At 38.9% G+C, this 13,238-nt stretch carries 12 protein-coding genes and 1 pseudogene; 12 read left to right on the top strand and 1 reads right to left on the bottom strand.

Annotated features, from left to right (window positions below; all coding sequences use genetic code 11):
- Nucleotides 1–2 precede the first annotated feature (2 nt).
- The 6 genes and pseudogenes from hisH (at nt 3) to nth (ending at nt 4,231) form a co-directional block, all read left to right on the top strand.
- Nucleotides 3–653 (top strand): imidazole glycerol phosphate synthase subunit HisH, encoded by a 651-nt coding sequence (gene hisH / locus COMX_RS01360; protein ID WP_034336182.1) that lies wholly within the window; start codon nt 3–5, stop codon nt 651–653.
- A 35-nt stretch (nt 654–688) separates the two neighbouring features.
- A pseudogene (hisA, locus tag COMX_RS11475) lies at nt 689–2,028 on the top strand (1-(5-phosphoribosyl)-5-[(5-phosphoribosylamino)methylideneamino]imidazole-4-carboxamide isomerase).
- On the top strand, nt 2,022–2,783 hold the full coding sequence (hisF, locus tag COMX_RS01350) for an imidazole glycerol phosphate synthase subunit HisF (RefSeq protein ID WP_034336180.1): 762 nt from the start codon (nt 2,022–2,024) through the stop codon (nt 2,781–2,783). The pseudogene hisA and the gene hisF overlap by 7 nt, the downstream one beginning before the upstream one ends.
- A gap of 24 nt (nt 2,784–2,807) precedes the next feature.
- Nucleotides 2,808–3,152: a phosphoribosyl-ATP diphosphatase gene (locus tag COMX_RS01345; protein ID WP_034336178.1), complete on the top strand. Its 345-nt coding sequence runs from the start codon at nt 2,808–2,810 to the stop codon at nt 3,150–3,152.
- 17 nt (nt 3,153–3,169) lie between these two features.
- Nucleotides 3,170–3,538, top strand: coding sequence for a histidine triad nucleotide-binding protein (locus COMX_RS01340; protein WP_034336175.1), 369 nt, complete (start codon nt 3,170–3,172; stop codon nt 3,536–3,538).
- 12 nt (nt 3,539–3,550) lie between these two features.
- A complete protein-coding gene (nth, locus tag COMX_RS01335) occupies nt 3,551–4,231 on the top strand; it encodes an endonuclease III (protein WP_051461767.1) in 681 nt (226 codons plus the stop codon).
- On the opposite strand, the gene COMX_RS01330 is transcribed toward nth, so the two are convergent.
- Nucleotides 4,232–6,262, bottom strand: coding sequence for a ComEC/Rec2 family competence protein (locus COMX_RS01330; RefSeq protein WP_034336172.1), 2,031 nt, complete (start codon nt 6,260–6,262; stop codon nt 4,232–4,234).
- Between the two features lie 815 nt (nt 6,263–7,077).
- On the opposite strand from COMX_RS01330, the gene ivy reads away from it, so the two are divergent.
- The 6 genes from ivy to dprA all read left to right on the top strand — a co-directional run bounded on the left by ivy (nt 7,078) and on the right by dprA (nt 13,128).
- The gene (gene ivy / locus COMX_RS01325; RefSeq protein ID WP_034336170.1) at nt 7,078–7,530 is read left to right on the top strand and encodes an Ivy family C-type lysozyme inhibitor; all 453 of its coding nucleotides are present in this window, start codon (nt 7,078–7,080) and stop codon (nt 7,528–7,530) included.
- Nucleotides 7,531–7,694: 164 nt separating this feature from the next.
- Nucleotides 7,695–9,098, top strand: a complete 1,404-nt coding sequence (gene gltX, locus COMX_RS01320) for a glutamate--tRNA ligase (protein WP_034336167.1) — start codon at nt 7,695–7,697, stop codon at nt 9,096–9,098.
- The gene (locus tag COMX_RS01315; RefSeq protein ID WP_034336164.1) at nt 9,091–10,026 is read left to right on the top strand and encodes an aspartate carbamoyltransferase catalytic subunit; all 936 of its coding nucleotides are present in this window, start codon (nt 9,091–9,093) and stop codon (nt 10,024–10,026) included. Before gltX ends, COMX_RS01315 begins: the two co-directional genes overlap by 8 nt.
- The gene (locus tag COMX_RS01310) at nt 10,023–11,318 is read left to right on the top strand and encodes a dihydroorotase (RefSeq protein WP_034336161.1); all 1,296 of its coding nucleotides are present in this window, start codon (nt 10,023–10,025) and stop codon (nt 11,316–11,318) included. The genes COMX_RS01315 and COMX_RS01310 overlap by 4 nt, the downstream gene beginning before the upstream one ends.
- Complete coding sequence (gene plsY, locus COMX_RS01305; protein WP_034336158.1) at nt 11,315–11,977, top strand: glycerol-3-phosphate 1-O-acyltransferase PlsY; 663 nt, start codon at nt 11,315–11,317, stop codon at nt 11,975–11,977. Before COMX_RS01310 ends, plsY begins: the two co-directional genes overlap by 4 nt.
- A complete protein-coding gene (gene dprA / locus COMX_RS01300) occupies nt 11,977–13,128 on the top strand; it encodes a DNA-processing protein DprA (RefSeq protein WP_051461766.1) in 1,152 nt (383 codons plus the stop codon). Before plsY ends, dprA begins: the two co-directional genes overlap by 1 nt.
- Nucleotides 13,129–13,238 lie beyond the last annotated feature (110 nt).

The following is a 13,238-nucleotide window of genomic DNA, read 5'->3' as shown; positions in this document are numbered from 1 at the left end:
TTATGATCACATCTCCTTTAAAAATTATTGTTATTGATTATAACGGAGGTAACCTTGCCTCTGCACAACGTGCAGCTTTGTATGCTGCACAACAAATCAATCTTGCAGTCAAAGTAGAAATCAGCAATGATCCTGCAATAATCCTTGGGGCAGATCGTATTATTCTTCCTGGTCAAGGCGCTTTTGCTGATTGTATGAATGGGTTACAAACTATTCCTCATCTGTTAAATGCTATTGAACAAAGCACACAACAAGAAATCCCGTTTTTAGGAATTTGCGTTGGTATGCAGTTAATGGCACAAAGGGGACTGGAGCATCAAATTACTCAAGGTTTAGGATGGATAGAGGGTGAAATTGCCCCGATGACACCTTGTAATCTACCATTACCGCAAATGGGATGGAATGAATTACAATTCAAAGTTGGAAGCCATCCAATTTTAGAAGGAATTAAACCTGGAGACCATGCATATTTCGTACATTCTTATGCTTTGACCAAAGCAGAACAAAATACCATTATCGCTACAACAGATTATGAAGGCCCCGTTCCTGCTATTATTGCTAAAGGCAATAAAATAGGAACACAATTCCACGTTGAAAAAAGCCAACAAGTTGGCTTGCGAATCTTAGCTAATTTTTTAACTTGGGAACTATAAATCACCCTACCCTTTCATCAACATTAAGTGTTACAATGGATCACCATAATTCAACTTTACTTCCCAAGATACAAATCGAACAGATTATATCTCTTGATAATGAAGAAGAGCTTCACTCTTTATGTGAAACACTAGAGGCTTCTATTATTGAAGGGTATCATTGTAAATGGACAAAACCACCTCCACGACATTTAATCGAAAATCATTTTAAAGGGGTTTTACTTGTTCCTGAAAAGACCCTCTTGGTTGCACGGCTCGATGGTAATATTGTAGGTATTTGCGAAGTAAATACCCCACCTAAACAAATAAATTCATGTGATATCTCTGTAAAAATAGATATTTTCACAGTTGCTCCTTATGCGTTAAATATGGGTATTGAACAACGATTGCTTGCTAAAATGGAACAAATCGTATCTCAACTTGGCTTTCCTATCATCAATGTTATTATTGATGAAACACAGAAAAAGTTACTACAGTTTTATTTGCAAAATGAATATTTACATTGGGCAACCCATCCTTATTATCAAAGAATAGACGGCCAAATTGTTAAAGGCCTTTTTCTCTATAAGTCTTTTTTAAATACTTCCTCTTCTTAATCAAGAAAGTACTATTAATGTCATCTCTTCCTGCTCCTCGTCCATTAACCCTCTACCCCGCTATTGATTTAAAAGGTGGGCAATGTGTACGCCTGCGCCAAGGGGAAATGGATCAAGCAACGATCTATTCTGATGATCCAGGCAGCCAAGCTAGAGAATGGCACAAACAAGGATGTAAATGGTTACATGTTGTTGATTTAGATGGTGCTTTTGCAAAAAAACCTGTGAATATTAAAGCTGTGCAAGCAATCCTTGCGAATTCAGAGGTTCCTGTTGAGCTAGGTGGGGGGATCAGAGACTTACAATCTGTTGAGTTTTGGCTATCTCAAGGGGTCACCCGCGTAATCTTAGGTAGCGTTGCTGTTAAAAACCCTCAACTTGTCTATGATGCTTGTAAAGCGTTCCCAAATCAGATCGTGATTGGAATTGATGCCAAATCTGGATTTGTATCTACTGAGGGTTGGGCTGAAACTTCTGAAATGAAAGCTTTGGATTTAGCATTAAAACTGCAAGATAGCGGTGCTGGGGCAATTATCTTTACCGAAATTCAACGTGATGGGATGTTATCTGGATTAGACCTTGAGCAAACAGCTGAATTAGCACATCATTTATCCATTCCTGTGATTGCCAGTGGTGGTGTGGGTAATCTTGAACATTTGCGTGCTTTACGCGAAATCGCTAATACTGAGCCTGGCATAGAAGGCGTCATTGTAGGACGTGCTTTATATGATGGGCGTATCAATATTGCCGAAGCATTAAAGGTTTTGGAAACATGTTAAAAACTCGTGTAATCCCTTGTCTTGATGTCAAAGATGGTCGTGTCGTCAAAGGGGTTAATTTTGTCTCTTTGCGTGATGCGGGGGACCCTGTTGAACAAGCTTTGGTTTATGACCAAGCAGGCGCGGATGAGCTAACCTTCCTCGACATTACCGCCAGCCACGAAAACAGAGATACCATCCTTGATGTTGTTACACGTACCGCCGAAAAAATCTTTTTACCTTTGACCGTTGGTGGCGGTGTGCGCCGCGTTGAGGATATGCGTGCTTTGTTATTAGCCGGTGCAGATAAATGTGCAATAAACTCTGCGGCCATCAAAACGCCAGAACTAATCAATGAAGCAGCCACTAAATTTGGCAGCCAATGCGTTGTAGTTGCTGTCGATGCACGTTCTGATGGTAAAGGTTCGTGGGAGATTTATACCCACGGAGGACGCAATCCAACAGGAATTAATGCTACTGAATGGTGTAAACAAATGGCTGAACGTGGTGCAGGTGAGTTATTATTAACCAGCATGGATCGCGATGGTACAGGCAAAGGTTTTGATCTAGAACTGCTTAAAACAGTATGTTCAACTGTTAAAATTCCTGTCATTGCCAGTGGTGGGGTTGGAGAATTACATCATTTTACCGAAGGCGCAAAAACAGGAGCAACAGGATTATTGGCCGCCAGTGTATTTCATTTTGGGCAGTTCACAATTGCTCAAGTTAAGGAAGATTTGGCAAAAAATAATATCCCCGTTCGTTTATCAAAATAATCATTAAGAACCAAGAATAAATCCATGAATACACCAATCAACGCAGATATTCTTAATCAACTATATCAAGTTATTCTATCCAGAAAAGATGCTGATCCAAACACAAGTTATTCAGCCAAATTACTGGCTAAAGGATCTAAAAAAACTGCTGAAAAATTTGGCGAGGAAGCCATTGAGTGCCTAATTGAATGTGCAACTGGTAATCAAAAAGAATTGATCACTGAAAGTGCCGATGTATTATATCATCTATTAGTCATGTGGGTCAGTGCTGGGGTTTCCCCCGATGATGTATGGACTGAATTACATCGAAGAGAAGGCATCAGCGGCATTACAGAAAAAGCTGCTCGCCCTCATAATTCTTTGACATAAATATATAGGAGAAAACAATGCCCACAAGTCATACCAAATACGATCCGCAAAATGTTTTTGCTAAAATTTTACGTAAAGAAATTCCTTGTAAAGCCATTTATGAAAATGATTTTGTTTTAGCTTTTCACGACATTGCACCCCAAGCCCCTGTTCATGCTTTAGTCATACCTAAAAATCCGTATATTTCTTATGCAGAATTTGCCGAACGTGCGGCACCCGAAGAAATAGTCGCCTTTACCAAAGCCGTAGCTTTTGTCGCCAAGGAGCTTGGCCTTTCAGAAGGAGGCTATCGTGTCATCAGTAATACAGGCAAGGATTCAGGACAAGAAGTTCCTCATTTTCATATGCATATCATGGGTGGTCGCCCCATGGGCTTTATGGGCTAAGCTTACGTATTTATGGCATCTAAAAGCGTCGCTTCAGGTAAAAAAGTCACTGCAATGTCTTTGGCAGAGGTTCGTGAATTTATCGAACTTCTAGCCAAAGAGAATCCTAATGCACAAAGTGAATTAATTTATACCACCCCATATACTTTGTTGGTTGCCGTTGTTCTGTCTGCTCAAGCAACAGATGCTTCGGTAAATAAAGCAACTGAGAAACTTTTTGAAATTGCCTCTACACCACAAGCAATGGTGGCTTTGGGCGAAGACGGTGTGGCACAATATATTAACTCTATTGGTTTATGGCGTGCTAAATCCCGCAATGTTGTTGCCTTATCTGCACAATTAATTGAGCTTTATAAAGGGGAGGTTCCTGGCAAACGAGAAGCCTTGGAGGCTTTGCCTGGTGTAGGTCGAAAAACAGCTAATGTTGTATTAAATATTGCTTTTAATCAAAGCACTATGGCCGTCGATACGCATATTTTCAGACTTGGGAACCGCACCGGCCTTGCCATTGGCAAAGATGTCTTGGCGGTTGAAAAGGCCCTCGTCCGACGCATTCCCAAAGATCTGTTAAGAGATTCTCATCACTGGTTAATTTTACATGGGCGTTATATTTGCAAAGCAAGGAAACCAGAATGTTGGCGCTGCCCTGCCCCGAAAATATGTCATTATCCTGATAAAATTCTTACTCCTTAATTATTCAGTTTGTGCCATCGGTAATTTAGGAATACCTCTTTGAATAGGTTGCATAACCCATGGACGCTTTCCTCTATTTTGAAGATCAGTGCGAACCTTAAAGGGTGTTAACCAAATACTATGGGCACCATTTATCCAATTTGATTTTTTATTAATTGCGAAACCGTACTGACATACTGATCCATTCCATAAAAAAGAAAATTCCAAAAGACCAGGCTGACAGGCATTTTGTTCCTTTTGTACAGCATTGAACATCACTATTATTTTTTGCACATAAAAAAAACAATAATCCTGATTACAATTATAATTGTAATCATGGTCATCTAGAGCAATATTCTTGACAGAGTTAACATGTAATACTTTACGCCACTCTTCAAGCGTAGAATTATCACAGTTTCCTTGACATATCGTTAGCAATTGCTGTTTATTTTTAATGCCTATCATGCGCCCATTGGCAGCGGTAACAATATCTGGAGGGTTCACCAAAAAAATAGAAGAAATACCTACAACCATCATAATACCTCCGCTCCAACGCAAAGGCGTTATACATAAACATAAAACACATAATCCAAAGAAATAAACACAATATCCCCAACCAGGAAATACCGGAATTGCAATGCTGGCATAAGGCAAGCATGCCACCCATTCAGCCAAAAACATTACTCCGTCTATTCCAAAACACATCAATTTAATAAAAATAGCATCCAAACCGAAAGGCATCGTACATAAAGCCAATAACCCCATAGGTAAAATCCAAAAAGCCATCAAAGGAACAGCAATCAAATTAGCAAAAACAAAATAAAGATTTAATTCATGAAAATAAAACATTATTACTGGAACAACCGCGGTTCCTGCTAAAATACTGACCCAAGCCGCCTCTAAAAGATATATTTTTATAAAACGATAAAAGTAAGAATCTTGAACATGCCCTTTACCAATCCATTGATAAATCAATTGAAAACCAGAAACCAAAGCCATTACGGCTGCCATTGACATTTGAAAAGAAACATTCAACACCGAGGCTGGGGATAATAACAGCAGAAATAAAGCTGCTAGCATTAAATTATGTTTAGAAAAAGCAGGGCGATTACAAAGCAAAGCCAACATCACGATGCTGGCCATCAGCAAGCTGCGGATCGCGGGTAAATGTAATCCTGTTAAAACCAAATAAAAGCATCCGATACTCCAACCAATAATAATAGCTATGCGTTTCACTGGCCAATATAAAGCAATATATTCACTACGCAAAAGCAACCACCTCACAGTGAACGTTACAATCGACATAACAATACCTAGATGCAATCCTGCAATCGCCAGCAAATGCGCCAGTCCCGAAGCTGCAAATGCATGACGTTCTTGTTGAGTTAATTCACCCCCTATGCCTGTCAGCAAAATTTGCGAAATTACACCAGCTGACCCAGGCTCTAATTTTCGAATATGCGCAGCGATCTTCTCTCTGAGATACTGGATTGAATATGCTGGCTGAAAAGAGATTATTTTTACTGGTTCAAGCGCGTAACCATAAGCCCCAATATTTTTAAACCATGAATAAAATTGTAAATCATACCCTCCTACAAGCTGCGGGGAAGATGGACGGTGCAACATGACTCTGGCTTGAATGAGATCACCATTTTCTAAAATTTGCGTATCATTTTTTGAAAGTGTAAAAAGAACTAATCTCTGCCATTCTTGCTGATCAGATTCAGGCGGTGTTAAAAAGCGAACATATTGTATAGAAACCCTCTTTTTTCCAGAGTTTAAATACTCAACAGCTTTAATTTTTCCTTGAATTGTCGTTGCATGAAAAGGCACATGATAAAAAGGTTCTTGACGATGCGTTTGCCACCACGATAAACAAAAACCCGATGACACTAAAAACAATGCACAGCACATTTGATACCATCCAAGATAAGCTGTAAAACGGCAACGAATAATCGCACATCCAGCTAATCCGATGACTAAACCAGCCACTCCCCAATAAAGGCTAGGTTCTGTAGGCAGTAAAAAATAAATCAAACAACCAAATGCCAAAACAACAGGAATCCATAGGATTAAGAATTCTGTTTCTTGGATAATAATTTTTAAAAAAGTTTGAATAATCCTATCTATAACTTATCAACTTCATCTTAATATATTATATAAAAAACCAATATATAATTAATATATTATATAAAAACCAATATATAAAGTTAGCTTCACTTGGTTATCACTATAAAATATTCATAAATTATTACAACTATATTAATTTTCTCTTTAAAGCTATTCATATCATATGCCATAAATTATTTTGGGTAGAGAATAAAATTAACGTTAATTTTAAAAATAATCATATCAATAAAAAGGATATTCTTTTTTATTATGATGAAACTTTATTTGGTCATGGTGATCATGATGTAATTTTGACTAATAAGTATGTATGTTGTTCGTTAGAAAAGTTATATGTAAGTTTTATTATCAATTATGATTGAATACAACAAATAAGTATCAAACGATTTTTTAATAAAAAATTAAAATTATTAGTAAGAAAAATGAAATTCATAATAAGGATATGAAACCATCCTATCGCTACTTATGAACATAAAAATTATAATTTACCTGTATTTGCGGATCAATCTAGTTGTAAGTAAATTTTAGATTAATCCATCATCAAGCAATTTCAATTTTGCTGCTGTCGCAAACTTAGAACGTAAAACATCGTCCGTTCCTAAATATAAATATTCCATTCATACTTATAACAGATTATCCTACACACTCTAAGTTTGCGACAGCACCAAAATTAAAGGCGTTGGTGTTAAAATTAATTAAAGTTAACTTTATAATTATTTATAGATATAGGAATTTATTTGATGAAAAAAATACTTGCAGTATTCTTGTTAACAACTTTTGGCTTATCTACACACGCCTATGCACAAGATGAAGTTACTATTAATAAACTAGCAACTAATCAGAACACAAAGAAAGCGTTAGAGAAGATTGTTGCAGATCAACATTTACCAAAATGGATAACCCAAGCAGGAACAGATTCTCCAACTCAAAAAGTTAAAATCAAAGGTAATCAATATTTAGTAATGACTTCATGTAAACCCCATGATTGTAATTCACAAAAAGTTGCATTTATTTATGAACCTACAACAAAAAAAATAGCTGGGGTTTTCTCATCAATGAATGAGAAAGATGGAAGTGAAAAATTGAAATGGTTGAGTGTTCCAGATAACCTATCTATTGATGGGAAAACCATTCTATTCGCAGCATTGACTGGCAGTCTTGATAACCATCCTAATGACTTCAATTTTAAATAATAACAGTTTTGAATTTAGCACGTCATTAAACATTCATATTATTTAAACAACAAATAAATATATTAACAAATATGAAACTAGACTTCACATATATCGTATAAATAATTATAGTATGACCGTTTATAGAAAATATATTTTAACTTTGCGCACTATGAAAGACGCTTATGACAGTTCGTACACGTTTTGCCCCAAGTCCAACAGGATTACTCCATATCGGGAATGCAAGAGCTGCACTTTTTAATTATCTTTATGCCAAACATCATAATGGTCAATTTTTACTTCGTATCGAAGATACAGACAAAGAGCGCTCTACTCAAAAAGCCGTTGATGTCATTTTTGATGGTCTGTCATGGATGGGATTAACTCCTGATAATGAACCTGTTTATCAATCAACCCGTATTGAACGTCATCAAGAGGTGGCGCTGCATTTACTAAAAACAGGTAAGGCATATAAATGTTTCTGTACCCAAGAAGAACTTGCCGATATGCGTGCCAAAGCACAAGCCGAGGGGAAACCGCCACGTTATAATGGCTATTGGCGTGATCGTGATCCTTCAGAAGCACCCACAGATGCGCCTTACACTGTACGAATCAAAGCCCCTCGCGAAGGAAAAACAGTTATTAATGATTTGGTTCAAGGCGAGGTTACCGTTGCTAATATCGAACTTGACGACATGATTATCTTGCGCGCTGATGGCACACCGACCTATCAACACGCAGTTGTTTGTGATGACCATGATATGGAAATTACCCATGTTATTCGTGGAGATGACCATCTAACCAATAGCTTCAGACAACTAATGATTTATCGCGCCATGGAATGGGATATCCCCCAATTTGCGCATCTTCCTTTAATCCATGGTCCCGATGGGGCTAAATTATCCAAACGTCATGGTGCCAGCTCGGTTGTAGAGTTTCGCGAAGAGGGTTATTTACCAGAAGCTTTATGTAATTATTTATTACGCTTAGGATGGGGACATGGGGATGATGAAATCCTAAGTCGCGAAGAACAAATCAATCTTTTTGATCTAGATGGAGTCGGACGTTCCCCTTCACGTATGGATTATGCTAAACTATCCCATGTAAATGGCTATTGGTTGCGCCAAGCCGATGATTCTCGCCTTACTCAAGATGTCATCGAACGATTGTCTAAACATGAAGGATATGTGCTTGATCAGGAACATCAAGAGCGTATTTCATTCTTGATGAGTGGGCTTAAAGAACGGGCAAAAAACTTGATAGAGCTTGCTGAAAATGCAGCGTTCCTTTGCACGCAAGTCCCTTTAAATTTTACAGACAAAGCACAAAAGCTACTCAACGAAGAAAATTGTGGTATGTTAAGCAAACTTGCATCACAACTTGCCACATTAACCCCTTTTACCAAAGAAGGCATTAACCATACTCTTCATCAATTTGCAGAGGCAGAAGGACTAAAACTGGGAAAAGTTGCCCAGCCTTTGCGCGCAGCTGTTACAGGCAGCACGATGTCCCCTGGAATTGATGATACGTTATTAGCTTTGGGTAAAGAGGAAGTTCTGGCTAGATTAGGAGCCGTTACCAATGGATAATCCCTTTGGACAGCATTTCCTGGGAATAGAAGGCTTATCCCCTCATCATATAGAATCTTTATTAGACCGTGCAGATAATTATGCGTTATTAAACCGATCTCGTAAAACCCCAAGAACTTTACTTAGAGAACGCACTTTAATTACGCTTTTTTTTGAAAACAGTACCAGAACCAGAACGTCCTTTGAATTGGCAGGCAAACGATTAGGAGCAGATGTTATCAATATGTCTGTTTCAACCTCTTCTGTCAGCAAGGGGGAAACGCTTTTAGACACGGCTTATACCCTGAATGCTATGAGAGCAGACTTGCTCGTCATTCGACATGCACATTCTGGTGCGCCTGCATTACTTGCTCAAAAAGTCGATGCCAGTGTTATTAATGCGGGTGATGGCATGCATGAACATCCAACACAAGCTTTGCTAGATGCACTGACCATTCGTCGTCATTACGGTAAATTATCAGGATTAACCATCGCTATCTGTGGCGATATCTTACATAGCCGTGTTGCGCGCTCTAATATTTTACTTTTAAAGACAATGGGCTGTCATGTACGTGTCATTGGACCGCCTACTCTATTACCATTAACGATCGCCAAAATGGGGGCAACACCTTATTATTCTATGGATGAAGGTATCAAAGACGTTGATGTTATTATGATGCTGCGTATGCAAAAAGAGCGTATGCAAGCAGGTCTTGTCCCCAGCAGCCGAGAATATTTCCGTTTCTTTGGTTTAGATCGTCGCCGCTTGAATCTTGCAAAACCTGGAGCATTAGTGATGCATCCAGGCCCTTTAAATCGTGGCGTAGAAATCGATAGTAATGTCGCCGACGATCCTGTTCAAAGCGTCATTCAAGAACAAGTTGAAATGGGTGTTGCTGTACGTATGGCCGTTCTTGAAAAATTCTCTCAGATAAAGGCACAACCATGAAACCTTTGCTCTTTACCAATGTGCGTTTAATTGATCCAAAATCTGGCTTGGATAAACTTGGGCGATTACTTGTCAAAGGCGGGAAAATTGCTGCTATTGACTTACCTGAAGCAGAAAAAACACCTGAAGACTGTGAAACCATCGACGGTCAAGGTGCAGTTTTATGCCCAGGTTTAGTGGACATGCGGGTTACGGTTGGTGAACCTGGTTATGAATACCGCGAAACCATTGCCACCGCAGCAGAGGCCAGTGCGGCTGGTGGGATTACTACTATGGCGATCTTGCCTAATAGTAAACCCGCCATTGATAACCCAGCTTTGGTTTCATTACTCAAGGCAAAAGGTGAAGAAACACGATCTGTAACGATTTTGCCTTATGGTGCTCTCAGTGTTGGCTGTGAAGGCAAAGAAATGGCTGAAATAGGCCTTTTGCACGAAGCTGGAGCGATTGCTTTTACTGACGGCAACAAGGCCTTGGAAAATACACGCTTAATGATGCTTACCATGTCTTATGCACGTGGATATAACTGTTTAATTGTGCAACATCCAGAAGACCCTTCACTTGCCAAAAGTGGTAGTGCTACCAGAGGTGAATTGGCCACTAAACTTGGCCTTCCTTCTATTCCAGCAGCTGCCGAAGCGATTATGATTGCAAGAGATTTACGACTTGCTGAATTAACAGGTTGTCGATTACATTTCGGGCATATTTCTACTGCTGAAGGGTTAGCTCTCATTCGACAAGCCAAAACTAAAGGATTACCTGTCAGCTGTGATACAGCCCCAGTTTATTTTGACCTTAATGAAGAGGCCATTGGTGATTTCCGCACATACGCAAAACTATCCCCACCGTTAAGATCAGAAGAGGATCGCCAAGCCGTTTGTCAAGCTCTGGGTGATGGTACTATTGATGCTATTGCTTCAGATCATTTACCTCGAGATGTAGATGACAAACGATTACCTTTTGCTGAAGCCGCCGCTGGGGGCACGGGATTAGTAACCTTATTAAGTGTAACCCTGTTACGTATGAAGGAAAGTAATCTGTCTTTACTCAGTGCGCTTTCATTATTAACCCATCGTCCTGCAGAATTATTAGGGCAACCTTTTGGCACATTGAGCCTAGGTGCTGAAGCAGATCTCTGCCTTTTTGATCCAGACCAAACATGGTTGGTCGAAGCAGGTAAATTACCAGGGCGCGCGCAAAATACACCTTTTGATAATCGTGAGTTACCTGGTGTTGTTTTAGGTACATGGAAATCTGGTCGCCGTGTTTATACAAGGCAAAATGCATCATGATGTGGCATATTCCCTTCTCTGCCATGCCATTAATGGCTGGCATTGCACTGATTGCCTATATGATTGGCAGTATTCCTTTTGGAATGTTAATTAGTCAGCTCGGGGGTGAAGGTGATATCCGTAAAATCGGCTCTGGCAATATTGGTGCAACCAATGTCCTGCGAACTGGCAACAGAAAGCTTGCTGCACTGACATTACTTTGTGACATGGGCAAAGGATCTTTTGCTGTTTCTTGTGGTTATATTTTTGGTCTAGTAAACTTGACCCCAGCCATTTCTTTAGCGGCTATTTTTGTAGTTCTGGGACATTGTTTTCCTGTATGGCTGGGTTTCAAGGGTGGGAAAGGTGTTGCTACCGGATTAGGCGTTGCCCTTGCTTTAACCCCTATTTCAGGCGTGTTATGTTGTATTATTTGGCTTCTAGGAGCAAAATTTTCCAAGATCTCTTCTGTTGGGGCTTTATCTGCATTTATTGCATGGCCTTTGGTGGTGATTATCGAATATCATTTTAATCTAAAAGAACCTTTATTATTCCCAGCTTTGGTTGTCAGTTTGCTTGTTATTTGGAGACATAAAGCAAATATTTATCGTTTAGCAGAAGGAACAGAACCACGTATTGGGGATAAAAAAGAGCAATCTACATTATCCGACCCTACCTAATGGATAAAACCTCCAACAATTTGTCAATTCATAAGCTAGCAGCATATTTAAGACTAGCCAGAACAGACGGTGTTGGAGCAGTCAGATTCCATCAACTTTTAAATAAATATCATTCTCCAGAAGCAGCCATAGAAGCTCTGCCCTCTATAATTAAAAATAAAAAAATAAAAGCTTATTTTTCTCCTCCTCCTCTTGCTTCTATTATAGAGGAGATTGAAAAAACCTTTGAACTGCAAGGGCAATTTCTAATCTATGGCTTCAAAGATTATCCAGAATTATTAACACAACTTGATGATGCCCCTCCTGTCCTTACAGTTTTAGGCAATCGTGATTTTCTACATCAACGAAATATTGCTATTGTTGGAGCAAGAAATGCATCCATGCATGGTATAAAAATTGCTGAAAGCTTAGCTGCTGATTTATCGTCACACTCAATTGGAATCACCTCTGGTTTAGCCCGAGGGATTGATCAGGCAGCTCACAAAGGGGCTTTATATACTGGTTTTACGATTGCTGCCATTGCTTGTGGGGTAGATATTGTTTACCCAACAGAGCATCAAAAACTACAACAAGCAATTGCTGAAAAAGGAGTTCTTGTTTCTGAGTTCCCTCTAGGTACAATGCCTCAGGCAGCACATTTCCCTCGACGAAATAAACTAATTGCTGGATTATGTTATGGATGTGTCGTTATAGAAGCCGCACTTAACTCTGGCAGTCTTATTACCAGCAAGCTTGCTTTAAATTATAATAAGCCAATATTTGCAGTCCCTGGCTCTCCACTGGATCCTCGTTGTAAGGGCAGTAATAATCTTTTACGTATGGGGGCAGTACTAACGGAAAATGCCCTAGATATCTTACCAGAACTATCCCCTATATGCACAAAATCTAAATTTAATTTAACAAAAGATTTATTCACTGATAACGCCCCAAAAGACTGTCCTGATATAGTTACACCTACGAATAAGCAAGATACAGTTGACAACTCTATAGAGGCAGAAATTATTGCTCTATTATCAACAACGCCTACCCCTATAGATTTAATTATTCGTAATATTTCTTATTCTGCTACTGAAACACTCAGCGTTATTGCTTTACTTGAAATCAACAATAAAATTATTTTTCAGCACAACGGATATATCCTAGCCCCTTAGGATTATTAAATAATTTATAAATTTTTCCTCTGACCTTTACAAATATATAAGCGCAGACTATGAACAAGCAACAAAATAATATTTGCTTCTTTGTAAAGAAACGATACTAT

The sequence above is a fragment of the Commensalibacter papalotli (ex Servin-Garciduenas et al. 2014) genome (assembly GCF_000527695.1).
Taxonomy (GTDB): Bacteria; Pseudomonadota; Alphaproteobacteria; order Acetobacterales; family Acetobacteraceae; genus Commensalibacter; species Commensalibacter papalotli.
The sequence above is the reverse complement of the archived record's forward strand: the minus strand, read 5'-3'. Positions and strand labels throughout refer to the sequence as shown.